This window comes from Nocardia sp. CY41, from assembly GCF_009829325.1.
In the GTDB taxonomy this organism is placed as follows: domain Bacteria; phylum Actinomycetota; class Actinomycetes; order Mycobacteriales; family Mycobacteriaceae; genus Nocardia.
The window spans coordinates 16,485-34,440 of record NZ_VUOS01000003.1 but is presented as its reverse complement, the minus strand read 5'-3'; the positions used below and the strand labels follow the sequence as shown (position 1 = coordinate 34,440).

Sequence of the window (17,956 nt, the reverse complement as noted above, 5' to 3'; positions counted from 1 at the left end):
GCCCGGCCGATCTCCGGCGCGCCGAGGCATCCTATGACCGAAGCGGGGGCAAGCGCGGGCAACGCCCTGCCGACACGCCGCCGCGCTGAATCGGTCAACCGGCCAGTCCGAAAACGCGCCGGGCGTTGCCGTCCAGGTACAGCCGGCGGGTCTCGTCGTCCAGTCCGAGGGCCGCGAAGCCGTCGAGCGCGTGCTGCGGGAAGATCATCGGATAGTTCGTGCCGAACAGCACCTTCCTGCGCCCGCTCCGGGACTTCAAATAGGAGACCAGGTCCGCGGGAAAGCGTTCGGTCGTGTACGCGGAGGTATCGATCACGACGTTCTCGTGCTTGCGCGCGACCGCGATCATCTCCTCGGTCCACGGGTAGCCGATGTGCCCGCAGACGATCGTCAGCTCCGGGAAGTCGAGGGCGACCTGGTCGATGTACGGAATGGGGCGACCGGTCTCCGACGGCCGCAACGGACCCGTGTGCCCCACCTGCGTGCAGAACGGGATGCCCAGATCGACGCAGGCCGCGAACAGCGGATAGAAGCGCCGATCGGTCGGCGGTAGCTCCCACAGCCACGGAAGCACGCGCAACCCTTTGAATCCCTGATCGACGCGGCGGCGCAACTCCCGCACCGCCTCCATCGGACTGCGCAGGTCCACCGACGCGATGGGGAGCAGGCGCTCGGGCGCCTCGGCCACCCAGGCCGCGACCTCGTCGTTGGAGATGAGGACGCCCTCGGGCCCGTGCCACGCCGAGATGAGCGCTCGGTCGACGCCCGCGGCATCCATCGCGTCGAGGGTGACCGACAGGGGAATCTCGTCGGTCGGTATCACCGCTCCGGTCCACCGCCGGAGTGAGGCGAACATGTCGTGGGCAAGGAAGCGCCGGGTCGGGTGTTGCGCCCAGACGTCGATGGTCATGCGCGGATTCTGACACAGGTCACAGCGGTCGGCGCCGCTGCGACGACGTCCGCTGGAGCGTCCTGCTCGGCAGCACGAAGCCTCTTGTTTGCCGAGGTCCGGCAGCGGCCCCGCGACAACAACGGCACAACGCCACCAAGCCCACCCGTGCCTCACCTTCCCTCTGGAACGTAATAACCGAACGGCGGGTCGCTGGGCATAAACTGGGTATCCACCCGCAGGACCACAGACATCCGACGCAGAGCAGGGCCATGGCCGGTTCGGACCCGTTCGCCACACAGCATGATCGGCCTCCAGGGATCGAGCGGGAACTGGAGGGCGCGGGTCTCGACGACCCCGAAGTGATCGGCAAGGGCGGGTTCGGCGTCGTCTATCGCTGCAGGCAGCGGGCGTTGAATCGCAACGTCGCGGTCAAGGTGCTCACCGCGCGACCGGATCTCGAACCGGAGAACGTCGAACGATTCCTGCGTGAGCAGCAGGCCATGGGCGCGCTGTCCGGGCATCCGAACATCGTGCCGATCCTGCAAGTGGGGACCACCCGCAGCGGACGGCCCTACCTGGTGATGCCGTATCACGCGCGCGGTTCGCTGGAAGACCGCATTCGCCGGGAGGGTCTGCTGCCGTTGCCGGAGGCGATCGGAATCACCGTGAAGCTGGCCGGCGCCTTGGAGACCGCGCACCGGGCCGGCATTCTGCATCGCGACATCAAACCGGGAAATGTCCTGCTCACCGACTACGGCGAGCCGCAGCTCACGGATTTCGGGATCGCCCGTATGGAAGGCGGGTTCGAGACCACCACGGGCGTGGTGACCGGGTCGCCCGCGTTCACCGCGCCGGAGGTGCTGCGCTCCGGCGTTCCGTCGGTCGCCTCGGACGTCTACGGGCTCGGCGCGACGCTGTTCGCCATGATCACCGGTCACGCGGCATACGAGCGTCGTTCCGGCGAGCAGGTCGTCGCGCAGTTCCTGCGCATCGCCGCCGACCCGCTGCCGGATCTGCGGCTCGACGGCATCCCCGACGAGGTGGCCGCCGCCATCGAGGCCAGCATGGCGCACAATCCCGCGGACCGTCCGCCCTCGGCCGCCGCGTTCGGCGAGCGGCTGCGCGATATCCAGCGCGGTAACGACATGCAGGTCGAGCACATGACCCTGCCCGCGGGCGATCGGCCCACGCCCGAAGACCTCAGCACGCGGCCGTTGACGGCCACCGCGCGGTTCCCCACCCCGCACCCGAAGACTCCGCCCACGCCGGAGACCAAGTTCCGCCCCGCGTTGCCCACTCGGCCGCTGGTCCAGCGGGAGCGCCTGATCGACGCCTTGCAGACCGTGCCGCCGCCGCGCCTGGCGGTGATCCATGCTCCGGCCGGGTTCGGCAAGAGCACCTTGGCGGCCCAGTGGGCCAAGCGTCTCGCCGAGACCGAGAAGGTGGCGGTGGCCTGGTTGAACGTCGACCGGGACGACAACAACGTCGTCTGGTTGCTGACGCATCTGATCGAGGCCTTCAACCGCGTCAGCCCGGCGTTGGCGCCCGACCTGACTCCGGTGCTCGAGGAAGGCGACGCCGCCGCCGCGCGCTACGTGCTCACCACGCTGATCGACGCCATCCACGCGCGCGACGAGCGGTTCGCCCTGGTGATCGACGACTGGGATCGCATCACCGATCCCACCGCCGTCGAGGCACTCCACTACCTGATCGAGGAAGGCCCGCAGCACCTGCAGATCATCTTGACCAGCCGGTCGCTGGAAGGTCTGCCGCTCGGCACCATGCGCGTGCACCACCAGCTCGTCGAAATCGATGCCGCCGCATTGCGTTTCGACCCCGACGAGGCGCGCACGTTCCTCGCCGAACAGACCGGACTCACGCTGGCCGACGCCGAGAACGCCGAACTGCACGACTACACCGAAGGCTGGGCGGCGGCCTTGCAACTGGCCTCGCTGTCGCTGCGCGAGCACCCCGACCCGGCCTCGCTGATCGCCCATCTGTCCGGTCGCAACCATGCCATCACCGAGTACCTGGCCGAGAACGTGCTCGACACCGTCGAGCCCGAACTGCTCGACGTCCTGCTCAAAACCTCACTGCCGGACCGGGTTTCCGGCAGTTTGGCCACGGCGCTGACCGGAAGGCCGCACGGGCAGGACCTGCTGGAGAATCTCGAACGCCGCAATCTGTTCCTGCGCCGGGTCGACGACAGCGGCGACTGGTTCCGCTACCACCATCTGTTCGCGAAATTCCTGCGCAGGCGACTCGAACGTGATTTCCCCGACGAGGTCGCCGCACTCCATCGCACGGCGGCGAAATGGTTCGGCGACCATGGCATGCTCAGCGACGCCATCGACCACGCGCTGGCCGGCGACGGCGGCGAAATGGCGGTCGACATCGTCGAGGCCAAAGCCCGCGATCTGGTGCAAGACGCGCAGCTGGCGACATTCGTCGGCCTGGTCGCCAAACTTCCGCCCGCGGCGGCGGCCGCGCGCCCGCGGCTGCAGATCGCGATCGCCTGGACCCACGTGGTGCTGCGGCAGCCCACAGAGCTGCACGCCGCGTTACGGCTGGTGCGCGCGTCGCTGGAGAAGGCAACGGTCGACGACCCGGATCTGGCGATCGAAGCCGATCTCATCGAGTGCGTGGAACGCGCGTTCGGCGACCATCCCGAAGGCGTGGACGACGTGGTCGCGAAATGCCTGGGCCGGGCCGACACGCTGGGTCCGTGGGTGCTGTGCGAGGCGGCGAACCTCGCCGCGTTCTCCGCGTTCAGCCGATTCGACTACGACCGGGCGCGCGAATGGCACGACTGGGCCACACCCTTCTACCGGCAGACCCGCAGCACGTTCATCCTGATGTACAGCCACAGCATCGTCGGCGTCGCGGCACGCGAGCAGCTGGACATGGCCACGGCCGAGCACAGCTTCCGCACCGCGCTGGAGATCGCCACCACCTCTACAGGCCCGCGGTCCTACGCCGCCCGTCTGGCGGGCGGCATGCTGGGCGAGCTGCTCTACGAACGCGACCAGCTCGCCGCGGCCGAGCGCCTGCTGGACGAAGCGGGCCGTCTGGGCACCGAGGGTGGCCCGGTGGACTTCCTGATGGCGAACTACGCCACCGGCACCCGGATCAAGGCCCTCCGGGGTGACCTGGCCTCCGCCGCGCGACGGCTGGACGAAGGCGCCGAGGTGGCGCAGGCCCTCAAACTGCCACGACTGGCCACCCGCATCGCCAATGAGCAGGTCCGGCTCGGCCTGACGGCCACCTATGTCACCGAACCTCCGACCGGGGAAAGCGGCATAGCCACGATGGCCGCGGAGATGCGCGAGGATTCCGCGATCCGCATGCTGCTGCGTTCCGGAGCCGCCAAGCGGGTTGCCGCCGCATCCGCGCGCGCCCGTCAGCTACGGGATTCGATCGACGCCGATCGACGCCCCCGAGCCGCGGCACAGGCGTCACTGCTGCTCGCTTCCTGCCTCGCGGCAGCGGGCCGGACCGAAGCGGCGAAGGACGAGTTGGTCCCGGTGGTCATCCGGTACGCCGAGGCCGGGCTCATCCGGCCGTTGCTCGACGAGGGGCATCTGGTCATGTCGCTGTTGCACAGCTTGGACTACGACCTGCGCGAGGGACGTTGGCCCGAGGAACGGCCGATGGTCTCGCCGAGGTTCCTGCACCGGTTGCTCGCCCGCTGAACCGTCGCGCGAACGACTCCGCCGCTCACAACACCGGTTGCGGACCGCGTGAGGCGTCGGTGTCCAGAATGTGCAGTACCCACCGGCCTTTGCCGTCGGCTTTCGCCCGGTAGAGGCCGGTATCGGCCGCGTCGAGCAACGATTCGGCGTCCGCGCCCGCCACCGCCGTGACGACCGCGCCGATGCTGATCGACATGCGTAGTCGCCGGTCGCCGGCGGTGATCGGGTCGACCAGCGCCTCGAGCAGGCTGTTGGCCACGGTGGCGACCCGGTGGTCACTGGCAGGCGGTGGGACCAGCGCGACGAACTCGTCGCCGCCGATGCGGGCGACCAGGCACCCCGATCCGCGCACACTGTCCTGCAGGCGCTCCGCGACCGCGGTCAAGATCTGGTCGCCGGTGCCGTGGCCGTAGCGATCGTTGATGTGTTTGAAGCGATCGATGTCGACGAAACACAAGCCCGCGCGGTCCCCGTTGCGGGCGTCGGCGATCATCGCGTCGATCCGTTCGATGAGATGCCGCCGGTTCGGTAGTCCGGTGAGCGGGTCGTGGCGGGCCTGCCGATGCAGCTCCTCGCGCATCCGGTGCTGCTCGGTGACGTCCTCGCCGACCGCGAGCAGATAGTCGCTCTGACCGTCCACGCCCTTGACGAAGGTGATGGCGAACGACGCCCATCCGTAGCTGTCGTCGGCGCGACGGATCCGCTGCTCCAGTTTCACCGTGCCCGCCCCCGCCGGCACGAGCTTCTCGTACACCAGCGTGCGGATGCCCTCGCGGTCGTTGGGGTGCGCGAAGTCGTAGACCGATACCCCGCGCAGCGTCTCCGCCGGGACTCCGATCATCTCGGCCAAGCCCCGGTTGACGTCCAGCAGCGTGCCGTCGGTGTCACCGATGGCGATCGCGATCGCCGCGTTGTCGAACACCACGCGGAACCGTTCGTCGTACAAGCGGCGCGCGTGGCTGGCGGCGTCCCGCGACTGCGCTTCGTAGCCCTGACCGACGGCCGCGAGCAGCGCCGCGAGCCGCCGACCGGAATCCGGAGCCGTCTCGTGTTCGGCCAGCCCGTACAGAACCTGGGCGGACGTACTGGGCACCGCCGGGCCGACCAGGCCGACGGCGGCCAGCCCCGCGCCGACGCGGAGCCCGACGCTCGCGTCGAAAGGTTCGGCTTCGAGGCCGGAAACCAGTTCCTCGACCATCCCGAGCAGCACAGCCTCGGGGTCCGGTACGGACACCGACCCCTCGGCGACGGCCTGCAGAGCGCGCCACCACACGTTCGCCATCCTGGCGAGTTCGATCTGTTCCACCGCAACCCCCTCACCATTCAGGCCGGAGATAGCCCCCGACGCATCGTATCCACACTTGTTCGAGACCGTCGAGTACTGCCGCCCGGAAGCATTCCCAGCCATGGCGAGGCGGGCCGGACTACGGCAACCCGTTCTCCCGGAAGATCGACGCACCTTTGTACCGCAGCGTCTCGACCTGCCAGACCCAGGTCGCCTGCACGCACGCGACCAGGTCGGCGAGGTGGGTCGAGACCGTGGCCGCCAACTCGGCGTCCGCCGCGGCCAGGCGGTCGCATCGCTCGGCGACCACCGCGCACACCTCCCGGAACTCGGCCAGCCGTGCGCGCACGATCTCGGTGGCGCCCTGCACGGCGTCCTCCAGCGACCATCCGGGGTGGTTCAGCAGTACCGCCGGGATCAGGTTGAAGTCCGCGAGATCGACAATGCACTCCTTCTCGAAGGAGAACACGTCGTTCATCAGCGCGCCGATCTCCACGGTCAGCACCCGCAGGCGGTGCAGATCGCCGGCCAGCCCGCTGTGGTGGATCCGTTCCCACGGCAGATAGTCGTCCCGGCCGAACTCGCACAGCGCGATCGCCGGATACATGCCCGACACCTGGGAGCGCAGATCGATGTACTCCTCGACACCGAGCAACCCACCACGCGCGCGGGCGTTCTGGTCCTGGATGGCGGGTCGCAGGTGCTCGATGGTCGATTCGATGAACCGGTCGAGCCAGGCCGGGTCGGCGAGGGCGGACAGCATCGTGAGGAAGGCCGTGGCCGACGTCTCCAACGCAGTGGCGTTCTCCGGCGCCGAGCGCGTGCGCAAGAGCACGCACAGCCGGTCGATCGCCACCCGCGCCTCGCGCTGTTCATCGTCCCCGAGGTGCCCGAACTTCTCCCGGCCGACGGTGTCGTTGAGCCAGAACAGGATCGCGTTGTACAAGCCGATGATCGTCATCCGCTCCGCGCTGACGGCGCCCGGATGCAGGTAGGGCGTCATGCTGTTGTAGTGCGGCCCCGCGGGCTCGAGCCAGATGCCGTGCTCGCGGCAGAAGCGCTCCACCTCCGCGCACGCGCGGTCGCCGAACCGGTTGGGCCGGAAGTCGCGGCAGTAATCGACGATATCCCAGTCGGATGTACCGAACATCGCGCGCAACGACCACTGCCGCCCGGTCCGCAGCAACGCCTCGTGTTGCTCGCGCATGGTGACGATTTCCCGCTCGAGTGCCGATGTGTACTCACTGACCACAACGACTTCCTCCCACTATGGTGACTTCTAATGAATTGTCTCCGACTTATCGGTAGTGGGATCGATCGAAGGGCGAAGGTCACGCAACCCCCGTGTCCTGGATGACGTTGAGGCACTGTCGATTCGACGGCGACACAGCGGCAAACGGGGAGTTCACCGCGCCGGGCGGCCTCGCGGCGCAGGGGTGGCCATGGCGCAACTAGGCAAGCGACCGATTCGGGACGCGGCGAAGGATGCGGCGCCGCTGTCGCCGCGCGCCCTGCTCGAACAGTGGTCCGTCGCGCGGTCTCCGGCCCCGGCGCGGCGCCTATTTCGACGCCGGCAGGTCGTGCATCGTCAGCAGCAGGTGATCGAAGCGGGCCCGTTGCGCGGCTGGGCCGCCGCCCATCGCGGGAACCTCGCCGACCAAAAGCCGCGCGAGCGTCCGCAGCTTGATGTTGGTCTCCTGGGAGCGCCACTGCAACACTCGGAACGCCTGTTCGGCGTTGATGCCGTAGACGACCATGAGCACGCCCTTGGCCTGCTCGATCACCGCCCGTGACTCGACCAGTTCGGGCAGAGTGTCGTCGAGGACCTCCTGCCGGTTCTCCTCGAGGATGTCGGAGACGTCGATGAAATAGCCCGCGGTGCCGACCACGGCGCCCCGGTCGTCGCGCATCCGATCGGCGACGACGATGATGTGCCGGGTGCGCCCGGCGGCATCGATGACGCGGTGGCGGCCGCAGAAAGGCTCACCGCCGCGCACCGCGGTGGCGATGGACTGGGCGGCGGGCGCCCGATCGTCCGGGTGCTTGTGCGCCAGCAGCAACTCCGTGCTGGGTCGCGCGCTCCCCGCGGCGTAGCCGTATATCGCGGCCGCCTCGTCGGACCATTCCCATCGTTGATCCTCGAACCAGAAGCGGAAGGTTCCCACGCTCTGCGGCGTGCCCGCGATGACGCTCTCTATCGCGGAGGCGCTTCTCAGCGCGAGGTGATCCATCCTCGTCACGCGGCCATTATCCATCGGCGCTCACGACGTAAGGCCGGGAACACGAGATGAAATCAAATTGTGGCAAACTCTCCGCATCCGTCAAAAAGTGCCGTCCACCTGGCCTTATTCATTATTGTGGATGAGTATGAATTTTATAGCAATTGAGCTGCAATATGAGCCGTGACGCAGCAGGCGCGCCGATCGCGACGGTGATGGCCGCTGCCGACGAGCATGCGAAGGCGCCGCCGACCACGCCCAGCCGGACCACGCGCACGGGGTGACATCCCGCGGTCGCATTCCGGCGGCGCGGCGTGCCGGTCGTCCGCGCAACGAGGGCGGGGCGGTCGGCGAGTATCCGGACGCCGCCTCGACCGAGCGCTCGGTCGGGTTTGCCCCGCAGAGTCGGCCGCCGAACGCAGACTCCCACGAAAACACCGACCATAACGTGCATCACGGGAGGTAGTCTCTGTTGCTGTGCCCACACTCGACACAGATCCGCTGCACGCAGGGCGCATCCGAGGGCGCACGCGATAACACGTTCCAGCAAGTGCGCAGACCGAAGGGGTAGTACTGATGGCAGGCAAGCGCACCGTCCTGACCGTCCGGTTGCGGCGGCTGGCGGCGATGCTGCACGAGATGCGCGAGAACGCCCAGCTCAGTAAGGAAGAGGTGAGCGCGAAGACCGGCATCAACGTCACCACGCTGTACCGGATCGAGACCGCGCAGGCGCGTCCGCAGCGTCGCACCCTCATGGCGATGCTCGATCTCTACCGCATCGGCGAGGAACAGCGCGAAGACGCCTTGGAGCTGCTGTCCGACGCGCTGAAGCCGGGCATGTCGCGCGCGTACGAGGGCAGCGTGTCGGAGGTCTACGCCGCCTACATAAACTTCGAGTCCGAGGCGTTGTCCGCCCGGCACTACCAGACCTCCTTCATCCCAGGGCTTTTGCAGACCTACGAATACGCGACGGCCGTGATCGACACCTCGATGCCGAAGCTCGAGGCGTCGGTCATGGAGAGCAGGGCGAAGGCCAGGATGGACCGCGCGGTCAACCTGACCAAGGAGGACCCGCTCGAGCTGTGGGTGGTCCTGGACGAGGCCGCCATCCGTCGCACCGTGGGCGGGCCCGCGGTGATGCGGGGGCAACTCGACCGGCTGCTACAGGAGATCAAGCGAAAGAACGTGATCCTGCAGATCCTGCCGTTCGACGCGGGCGCGCATCCCGGCATGGCGGGCTCGTTCACTTTGCTCGATTTCCCCGATCCCGCCGACCCCGAATTGGTCTACGTCGAGGGCATGGCGGGTGACGAGCTGATCGAGGGCCATTCCGAGATCCGCCGATTCGGCGTCATCTTCGATCAGCTGCGCGCCATGGCGCTGAGCCCGCGCGACTCCGCGGCCATGATCGTGGAGGCCGCGCGCCGAATGGACCGGGAGGACTAGGCGCCACCGGCATCCGGCGTGGGTGAACGACTATTCCGCGCCGGAATGGGTACCCTCGCGCTTACTGCCGAGGGGAGGACCTATGTCCGAAGTCACCGAAAATCCACCAGCCGAATCCGGGCCCGAACTCAAACGGGTGATGGGGCCGGGACTGCTTCTGCTGTTCGTCGTCGGCGACATCCTCGGTACCGGCATCTACGCGCTCACGGGCAAGGTGGCCAACGAGGTCGGGGGCGCGGTGTGGGTGCCGTTCCTCGTGGCTTTCCTGGTCGCGCTGATCACCGGTTTCAGCTACCTGGAACTGGTCACCAAGTACCCGCACGCCGCGGGCGCCGCGCTCTACACGCACAAGGCGTTCGGCATCCACTTCCTCACGTTCATGGTCGCCTTCGCGGTGATGAGTTCCGGCATCACCTCCGCCTCCACGGCGTCGCGGGCCTTCGCGGCCAACTTCGCCGAAGCCTTCGGCCTGGATCTCGGCAGCGGCACCGCGGTGACGGCGATCGCGCTGGTGTTCATGGCGGTGGTCGCGGCGGTCAACCTGCGCGGCGTGAGCGAGGGCGTGAAGCTGAACGTGGTGCTCACCTGCGTGGAGCTGACCGGCCTGCTGATCGTGATCGGGATCGGCTGCTGGGCGCTGGGCTTCGGCGACGGCGACTTCTCGCGCATCGTCGAATTCGACACCGGGGAGCGCAACGCGGTCGGCGGCGTCATCGTGGCCACCACGCTCGCGTTCTACGCGATGGTCGGTTTCGAGGACTCGGTGAACATGGCCGAGGAGTGCAAGGAGCCCACCCGGATCTTCCCGAAGGTGCTGCTCGCCGGGTTGATCATCACCGGCGTGATCTACGTGCTGGTGTCGATCAGCGCGGTCGCGCTCGTCCCCGCCGACCAACTCGGCGAAGGCGATACCCCACTGCTGAAGGTCGTCGAGGTGGGCGCGCCGAGCTTCCCGACGCACATCTTCGCCTACATCACCATGTTCGCCGTCGCCAATTCGGCGTTGATCAACATGTTGATGGCCAGTCGCCTGATCTACGGCATGGCTCGGCAAGGGGTGCTGCCCCGGCCGTTCGGCCGCGTTCACGAACGGCGCCACACGCCCTACAACGCGATCGTCTTCACCACGCTGCTCGCACTCGGGCTGATCCTGTTCGTCGGCGAGGTGCCCGAACTCGGCGGCACCACAGCGCTGCTGCTGCTCGCGGTGTTCACCGTGGTCAACGTCGCCGTGCTGGTGCTTCGCCGAGACCCGGTGCCGCACAAGCACTTCACGACGCCGACGCCACTGCCCGTGCTGGGCGCGCTCACCTGCGGCTTTCTCGTCACGCCGTTCACCGATCGCAATCCGGCGCAATATGCCATCGCCGGCGTGCTGCTGGCCATCGGAATCGCGCTGTGGGGCCTGAACTACCTGGCCATCCGCGCCATCCGGGCCCAGCCGTTGGACAGCAAGCCGCCCGCCGAGTGACCGATCGGCTTGTAGCCCTGCGGATCACCGTCACCGGTATGCCCGGATTCCGCAGATGACTAGTCGCCGACCGGTAGGTAAGGTGGGCGCCGATGACCAGCATGGAAGCCCGTTTCGGGGATGCCACCCGGACCGTGCCCCTCCCCAATCCGTGGAACCTGACCGCCTACCTGGCCGCGGTGGCCGCCCATCGCGGACGCTCGATCAGCCTGCACCCCGTGCCCAAGGCGATGTTGGCCGACACGGGCTGTGGCGGGGGCGGCCTGTGGGTGGCACGCAAGCACGACGACATCATCGTGTACGACGCCGCAGCGACCGGCCGCAACGCCGATCACGTCATCCTGCACGAGGTCGGCCACATGCTGCTGGGTCACCACAAGGACCAGGAACGCGGCGATCCCTTGCCGCCCGCCTTGTCCGTCATCCTGCCCTCGATCTCCCCGCAGTCGATCGAACACGTGCTCGGCCGTGCAGAGTTCGGCGCCGATCGCGAGCGGGAAGCGGAGGTCTTCGCGGATATGACCATGGTGTACGCGACCCTGCCGCGCCGTCGCAGGCGCTCGTTCCGGCTGTTCGGGCGGGGCAGGTAGCTACCAGCGGTCATAACCGCCCTCGGGTAGTCGTCGCGCGCCGGTGCGCAGGTCGTCGACGAGATCCTGGTAGCCGTCGGCCAATTCATCGATCCTGATCCACGCGTCGTAGAAGACCGAATCGGGCGCGTGGGTCAGCGTCGCGAACGCCTGGGCGGCCAGCATGGCCAGCCGGTCCACCATCCGGCCGACGGTCTCGGCGTGCTCGGGCGCGGCGGGCGGCGGAATCGGCGTCGCGAGCGTGACCCAGCGATCGATGCCGCGCACCAGTTGCGCTCGGCGCCGATCGAGTTTGTCGCACCGGCTCGCCGGGGTGCGCTCGCGCGTCTGATGCAATTGCGCCAGTTCTCCCGCCGCCTCCAGCATCGGATGATCCATGTGCGGCAAGCCTCGGAAGGCGGCCAGCAGGAGTTCTTTGCCAGGGATCACCCGGGCCTCGGATAACTGATCCACTTCACGGACCCCCATTCCGACCAGGGTGGACGCGTTTCGGGCGCGTCCTCGATGCCTTGCCTCGCCGGTGTTCCGGCACTGCCCGAACATCCACATGTGCTCAGCGTGACCGAGAACGGCGGCGACCGCGCCGGATTCGGCCACTTCCGCCTCCGCGACACGCCCATCGGCCTTATTCTCGGCGCCGCCCCGATACCACCCCGACGGCAAACATCCAGTGATCGCGCGTTTTTCGATGATAGAGCCGTCTCCGCTGGGATTATTGCCAACCGATGCGACACGCCAGCCAATCTCTGGAGAGCCGAGCAAACGCCGACTGATGATCGCGCAAACACGGCGAACGCGGCGGTCCGGGCTTCCGGCAGGCCGCGGCCCAATATCCGGCCAGCGCGCATACGAAGGCATCGATGGCCGCGGAGTCGATGTCCCGGGTCAGCGGGTGGGCGGTGACGATCGGATCCGGATCCACACCGGCGGCCGCGATGGACGGAGCGAGGGCGACGAGGTCGATCCACGCGGCGCCCCGGCAGGCCCACGCCCAATCGACCGCAAGCAACGCACCGTCGGCGCGCCGCAGCATGTTGTCCGGTCGAAGGTCGGTGTGCAGCAGCGTGTTCCCGGCCGCGGCCGTCAGCCAGGTCGCTTCCGATTCGGCCAATTCCGTCAGGTGGCGAACGGACCAGTGGTCCAGGTCCACAGGCGGGCCCTCGGTCGCGAACGTCCGCCAGCCGACCAGCTCCGGCCCGTAGGCTTCCGCGACCGTCGGCACGTCCACCAGCGGGCTCGGCGTCAACTCCGTGGCCAACCACGCGACGAGGTCGAGGCAGTCCTGCAACTCCCCCGGCTCGTCGAGCCGCGGAAACGTCCCATCGACATCGTCGAACGCGGCCACGAACCAGCCCGCGATCTCACTGGTGAAAAGGCATTTCGGCGCGGGCACCGTGGCGGGCAGACGCGACGCGATCCGCGCCTCCTGCCGGTAGACCGACGCGAGCCCGTCGCCCACCTCGATCGCCTTCACGAAAGCGGCGCCACCCCCGCTCGTTCGCAGCCACACCGTGACCGAACCCGCCGCGCTGATCGACCGCCGCACAGACGTCATCCCCGAGCAGCCGCGCCACTTCCTCCCGCACCGGCAGCGGGACCTCGGCCCACTCGGTCCGCGACGCAGTGCTCAGGTAGTCGACCACCCGCCCATGATCCGAGTTCTGGCCTCGACGCTCCACCGAAATCACCGATTCCTTGTGTGCCCACGCCTGGGCGATATCGAGGCGCGCTGATGAACGGCGCGCGGGTGAGCGACCTGCCCGACCGCGCGCAGCTCACCGACGCCGACCGACGGACCGCACTGAGGAGACGGCTTCCCGCATACCCGAACTACCGGCGCCCGCAGACCCGGCTACGCCTGGCGAAGTCACATGATCGATCGGCACTCGGGATCGTCTCGCTGCCTCGACTCTCAACCGTCGCAGACCGACCGCCCGCGACGGGGGCTTTCAGGAAACCGTCGCGCGCGCGTCCAGGTAGTCCCGACCGCCGATGTAGGTGGTGTGGCCCGGGTCGGCGGGGGCGGTGGTGGCCGCGGCGACGGCGGTGGCGAATTCCGTGACGCTGGGCAAATCACCCTGCGTGCGGCGCGCGGCGACGGCGTCGGGGTTCCGGCGCTCCAGCAGCTGGACGATGATCGTGCCGTCGATCATGTCGCCGGAGACGACGTGCAGGGCGATGCCTCCGGCGGCGAGTTCGGGGATCATGGCGCGGAGCGCGTCCTCGCCCGCACGCTTGCTGGCCGCGATGGGTTCGTAGTCGGCGGGGACCGGCTTGCGGCCGTGGAAATGCGCCTGATGACTGGTCACGAACACGATCCGCGCGCCGGACGGCATGTGCGGCACGGCGAGCCGCACCAGCCGTTCCTGCGCGTCGCGGTTGAGGGCCATCGCGTATCCGGGCGCGGCGTTGCGCTCCAGCCCACCGGAAGCGTTGAGCACCAGCACGTCCAGCCGTCCGAACTCCTCGACGACCGCGGCGAGCAGCGCACGGGCCGAGTCCGCGTCGGCGATGTCGGCGCCCACGGTGGAGGCGCTGCCGCCCGCCTGCCGGATCGACTCGGCCAGCACATCGGCCCGCTTGGCTTTCTCCCGGTAGTTGATCACCACGTGGTCGCCCCGCGCTGCCAGCACTCGAGCGGTCTCCGCGCCGATACCGCGGGAGGCGCCCGTGATCAGAACGATTCGCCGTCCGGTCGTGTCGTCCACCGTCACCCTCTCGGTCCACCCGGCGACCCGGGCCGATGCTTCTGATTCAGAACTACTATGCTGGTTCTAAATGAGAAGCGCAAACGAACCGAAGCCGCCGCGCGGCCGGGAGGACCCGGCGAACGCGCCGCTGCTGGCCACGATGGATCTGCTCGGCCAGCGCTGGATCCTGCGCATCCTGTGGGAACTGGAACCCGACCGCCTCGGCTTCCTCGAACTGCGCAGGCGCATGGGCAACTGCTCTTCCAGCATGCTGTCGGTGCGCTTGCAGCACTTGCAGTCCGCGGGCTTGATCGCGAAGAACCCGGACAAGTCCTACGAACTGACCACCGCGGGCGTCGAACTCGGCACGGCACTCGAATCGGTCTGGGACTGGTCGCGCCGCTGGCGCGTGACCCCCACCGACCCCGGCGTTTGACCTTCGAGTTGGTTGAGACTCCATGATGGCCCCGTGGTGAGTGCGGAGTCGACGGGGTTGATCACGATCGGTGTGCTCGCGCGGGCCAGCGGGCTCACGGCGAGCGCGCTGCGGTTCTACGACGACTGCGGCCTGCTCGTTCCCGCCCGGGTCGACCCACTGACCGGATACCGCTACTACACCGAGGCGCAGCGGGAGCGGGCGACGCTCATCCGGCAGCTGCGCGCGATAGATCTGCCACTGGAGGCGATCGCGGAAATTCTTACCGGCGACGCCGAGCACGCAGGCGTACTGCTCGACCGTCACGTGGCGGAACTGGCGCGGCGAGCACACGAGGCCGCTCGCGTCGCCGCCGTGGTCAAGCGGTCACTCGGCGCGCACGTGGCAATGGACGCGGCGGTGCTGGCCGAGGCGCTCGAGCAGGTCCGCGCCGCCGCGGCTCGTACCCGCGAAATTCCCGTGCTGGCGGGCGTTCTCCTGGAAGCGAGCGCGAACGCCGTGACTCTCACGGCCACCGACCGATACCGCCTGTCCACCCGCACCGTGGTGGCGAACCGGCAGCACGGCGGCGATTGGTCCGTGGTGCTCGATCCGGACGGGCTCGCGTCGATCGCCGAGACGCTGCGCGGCATGGACGAGGTCGTCGCCGCACCGGCCGACGGCGGACTGATTCTCGCCGGAGACAGCGGAGAACACCGCTCGGCCGTCATCGACGGCGAATTCCCCGACCATCGCGCCCTACTGGCTGGGCTGGGACCGGTCCGCACCAGGGTGCTCGTCGCCCGGCACCTGATGCTGGACGTTCTCGAAAAGGCTTCTGTGACAGTCCGATTCGATATCCAGCGATCCGAGGTCGTGGCGGTCGAACCCGGCGCGGCGCATCACGTGCCCGCTCAGGTCACCGGCTCCGCCGTCGCGCTGTCGTTCGATCCCGCCACGCTGCTGCCCGCCGTCCACACCGCGCTCGGCCCCGATCTCATGCTCGACATCATCGCCGCCGATCAACCGGTGATCCTGCGTTCCGCCACCGACGGAGATCTCACCACCCTGGCCATGCCGGTCCGACCGCTCGACGAGAACGCTTCGGCATAGTCACCCCGTCGCCGACGGCCGGTATCTGTGCCTTCGCTGCGCCGCCCGTTCGTCGTGCCCGTCGGCGGCGCGATCCGAACGCGCGTCCCGCCTGCCTCCGGATACATCCGATGTCGGCCCGACACCGGCCACTCGAACTCGCATACGACACGCGACCTCATCCCACACCGAAGGAGACCCGGATGAACCCGACCCACGATCCCACCATGGACGCCATCACCAGCGCTGTCGCCCTCGGTCACGACGGCCGCCCGAACGACGCGCGCGACGCTCTGCTCGCCGTATGGGCCTCGCTCGGCCCGCAGGGCGACCCGCTGCACCGGTGCACGCTCGCGCACTATCTGGCCGACCTGTACGACGACGCCGCCGAGGCGCTCACCTGGAACATCCGGGCACTGGATGCCGCCGACAGCCTCTCGGACGCCCGCGCACATGACTATGACGGATCGCTGCGAGTGGCCGCGTTCTACCCGTCACTGCACCTCAACCTCGCCGACGACTACCGCAGGCTCGGTTCGTTCGACGCCGCACAACGCGAAATCGACGCCGCTCGCACACGATTGCACACCCTCGCCGACGACGGCTACGGGACGATGATCCGGACGGCGATCGACGAAGTCGAGTCGGCCGTCCGCGAACGGCGCGCCGAACCCCGAGCCTCGGCGCCGAAGGGCGGACGATAAGCACCAGCGGCCCGCACCGGATCGGTGCGGGCCGCTGGGGAAAGGTCCTACTTCAAGCGAAGCTTGCCGAACAGACCGTCCTTCTCGTCGTCGGGTCCGGCCGTGAAGTAGAGCGAGTCGGCGTCACCGAGGCTCTCGCCGTTGCCGAACATCAGCGCCCACAGCCCTTCGATCGCGACCGGCTTGCCGTCGGCATCGCGCAAGTAGTCCGCGAACTTGCCGGTGGTGTCGTCGTAGGCCAGCACGTGTCCGGCGCCGCCGAAGTTGCCGACCAGCAGTTTGCCGCTGAGCGGACCGAACCCGTCCGGCGCGATCGTCACCGCCCAGGGCGCGTTCAGGCGCTTGCCGTCATCGATGATGCGCACAAGTTTGCCGCCTGCGTCGAACTCGGCGAGCTTGCCCTTGTCCGGTTTGCCGCCCGCTTCCCGCTCTTCGTCCTTGTCCAGCGAGTCCTCCTCGCCGGCGTCGAACTTCGCGGCGTCCTTCTCGTCCGGCTGCGTGGTGGCGTAGGCGACGAACACCCGGTTGCCGATGGTCGAGACGTTGAACGGCGCGGGATCGCCGGGCTCGGCCTTCTTGCCTTTCTCCGGCGCGGCCGGGTCGATCGCGTCGCCGGTGGCGAACGGGTTGGCGAAGCCGGTGGTCGGTATCGGCTGCCAGTTCTTGTCGAAGGTCCGCACCTGCGGGTCGGCGCCGAAGTCGGCGGCCAGCAGCTTGTCGCCGGAGGGGGCGAGCGCGATCCCGAAGAACTGCATCCCCTGCGCCTGGCCGTCGAAGACCAGGTTGGCGGGCCCGTCGTGGCGCACGATCCGGCCCTCGAAGCCCAGTTCGGTCCAGGCGGAGATCTTGCCGGAGTCGGTGGCGAAGATGAACCGCGCCGAACCGTTGAGCGGCCCGCCTTCCGCCTCGACCGGCTGGTCGCGCACGACGAACAGGTCGGAGGTGATCGGCGCCGGGTTGAACACCACGCCGGTGGTCTTGCCCGCGCTCTTGTCCGAGGTGTCGGCGTCGGCGCCGGGGATGGTGACGATCTTCAGATCGTCCTGGAAGAGCTTGTGCAGCTTCTCGTCCGAGGACTTGGTCACGTCACCGACGAATTGGAAAGACTTACCGCCCGCGCCGACCCAGAAGTGCCCGCCCGCGCCCTTGGGGCGGTTGGCCAGCCCCCAGGCGTTCACCAGGTCGGGGAAAACGAACTGCGCCTTGTACTCCGCGTTGTTGGCCGCGAGATTGGTCTGGACGTATTTGTTGCCGTCGAGCGCGGGCACCTCGTCCGACTTCGAGTCCGAGCAGCCCGCCGCGACGATCAGCGCGACACCAAGCGCCGACGCGCGCAGCAGACCACTTCGGGTCCGCGACGGAGGCGTACCGCCACGACGCGACTCATTCCAGCGTCCGTTCAACTTACTGTTTCCTTTCCGACCACACCACATTGGTGATAAGGCGAAGCTAACCTTAGC

Annotated in this window: 15 protein-coding genes; 7 read left to right on the top strand and 8 right to left on the bottom strand. The window is 68.3% G+C overall.

The features are described from left to right. Window positions 1–94: 94 nt before the first annotated feature. On the bottom strand, window positions 95–910 hold the full coding sequence (locus tag GVY64_RS04335; protein ID WP_159838998.1) for an amidohydrolase family protein: 816 nt from the start codon (window positions 908–910) through the stop codon (window positions 95–97). Between the two features lie 251 nt (window positions 911–1,161). Here GVY64_RS04335 and GVY64_RS04330 point away from each other — a divergent pair, with 251 nt between their 5' ends. Next, entirely contained in the window at window positions 1,162–4,584 is a 3,423-nt protein-coding gene (locus GVY64_RS04330) for a serine/threonine-protein kinase (protein ID WP_159838996.1), read from the top strand. Window positions 4,585–4,609: 25 nt separating this feature from the next. Here GVY64_RS04330 and GVY64_RS04325 read toward each other — a convergent pair whose 3' ends face one another. From GVY64_RS04325 to GVY64_RS04315, 3 genes are all read right to left on the bottom strand, one after another. Further along, the gene (locus tag GVY64_RS04325) at window positions 4,610–5,890 is read right to left on the bottom strand and encodes a GGDEF domain-containing protein (RefSeq protein WP_236566609.1); all 1,281 of its coding nucleotides are present in this window, start codon (window positions 5,888–5,890) and stop codon (window positions 4,610–4,612) included. 118 nt (window positions 5,891–6,008) lie between these two features. Then, complete coding sequence (locus GVY64_RS04320; protein WP_159838994.1) at window positions 6,009–7,121, bottom strand: terpene synthase family protein; 1,113 nt, start codon at window positions 7,119–7,121, stop codon at window positions 6,009–6,011. A gap of 307 nt (window positions 7,122–7,428) precedes the next feature. Beyond that, window positions 7,429–8,100 (bottom strand): PAS and ANTAR domain-containing protein, encoded by a 672-nt coding sequence (locus tag GVY64_RS04315; protein WP_159839151.1) that lies wholly within the window; start codon window positions 8,098–8,100, stop codon window positions 7,429–7,431. Between the two features lie 564 nt (window positions 8,101–8,664). On the opposite strand from GVY64_RS04315, the gene GVY64_RS04310 reads away from it, so the two are divergent. The 3 genes from GVY64_RS04310 to GVY64_RS04300 all read left to right on the top strand — a co-directional run bounded on the left by GVY64_RS04310 (window position 8,665) and on the right by GVY64_RS04300 (window position 11,595). After that, window positions 8,665–9,534, top strand: coding sequence for a helix-turn-helix domain-containing protein (locus GVY64_RS04310; protein ID WP_159838992.1), 870 nt, complete (start codon window positions 8,665–8,667; stop codon window positions 9,532–9,534). Between the two features lie 82 nt (window positions 9,535–9,616). Continuing rightward, on the top strand, window positions 9,617–11,005 hold the full coding sequence (locus tag GVY64_RS04305) for an APC family permease (RefSeq protein WP_159838990.1): 1,389 nt from the start codon (window positions 9,617–9,619) through the stop codon (window positions 11,003–11,005). Between the two features lie 92 nt (window positions 11,006–11,097). After that, on the top strand, window positions 11,098–11,595 hold the full coding sequence (locus GVY64_RS04300; RefSeq protein WP_159838988.1) for a hypothetical protein: 498 nt from the start codon (window positions 11,098–11,100) through the stop codon (window positions 11,593–11,595). Here GVY64_RS04300 and GVY64_RS04295 read toward each other — a convergent pair whose 3' ends face one another. From GVY64_RS04295 to GVY64_RS04285, 3 genes are all read right to left on the bottom strand, one after another. After that, complete coding sequence (locus GVY64_RS04295) at window positions 11,596–12,048, bottom strand: DUF4254 domain-containing protein (RefSeq protein ID WP_236566608.1); 453 nt, start codon at window positions 12,046–12,048, stop codon at window positions 11,596–11,598. It lies immediately after the preceding gene. Between the two features lie 259 nt (window positions 12,049–12,307). Next, window positions 12,308–13,150 carry a phosphotransferase family protein gene (locus GVY64_RS04290; protein ID WP_159838984.1) on the bottom strand — a complete coding sequence of 281 codons (843 nt, stop codon included), beginning with the start codon at window positions 13,148–13,150 and terminating at the stop codon, window positions 12,308–12,310. A gap of 394 nt (window positions 13,151–13,544) precedes the next feature. Beyond that, window positions 13,545–14,303 (bottom strand): SDR family oxidoreductase, encoded by a 759-nt coding sequence (locus GVY64_RS04285; RefSeq protein WP_442939518.1) that lies wholly within the window; start codon window positions 14,301–14,303, stop codon window positions 13,545–13,547. 70 nt (window positions 14,304–14,373) lie between these two features. Here GVY64_RS04285 and GVY64_RS04280 point away from each other — a divergent pair, with 70 nt between their 5' ends. The 3 genes from GVY64_RS04280 to GVY64_RS04270 all read left to right on the top strand — a co-directional run bounded on the left by GVY64_RS04280 (window position 14,374) and on the right by GVY64_RS04270 (window position 16,496). Then, the gene (locus GVY64_RS04280) at window positions 14,374–14,721 is read left to right on the top strand and encodes a winged helix-turn-helix transcriptional regulator (protein ID WP_201297901.1); all 348 of its coding nucleotides are present in this window, start codon (window positions 14,374–14,376) and stop codon (window positions 14,719–14,721) included. 33 nt (window positions 14,722–14,754) lie between these two features. Beyond that, window positions 14,755–15,813, top strand: a complete 1,059-nt coding sequence (locus GVY64_RS04275) for a DNA polymerase III subunit beta family protein (RefSeq protein WP_159838980.1) — start codon at window positions 14,755–14,757, stop codon at window positions 15,811–15,813. Between the two features lie 182 nt (window positions 15,814–15,995). Then, window positions 15,996–16,496, top strand: a complete 501-nt coding sequence (locus tag GVY64_RS04270) for a hypothetical protein (RefSeq protein ID WP_159838978.1) — start codon at window positions 15,996–15,998, stop codon at window positions 16,494–16,496. A gap of 47 nt (window positions 16,497–16,543) precedes the next feature. On the opposite strand, the gene GVY64_RS04265 is transcribed toward GVY64_RS04270, so the two are convergent. Next, window positions 16,544–17,899 (bottom strand): TIGR03118 family protein, encoded by a 1,356-nt coding sequence (locus tag GVY64_RS04265; protein ID WP_442939517.1) that lies wholly within the window; start codon window positions 17,897–17,899, stop codon window positions 16,544–16,546. Between the last annotated feature and the right edge of the window lie 57 nt (window positions 17,900–17,956).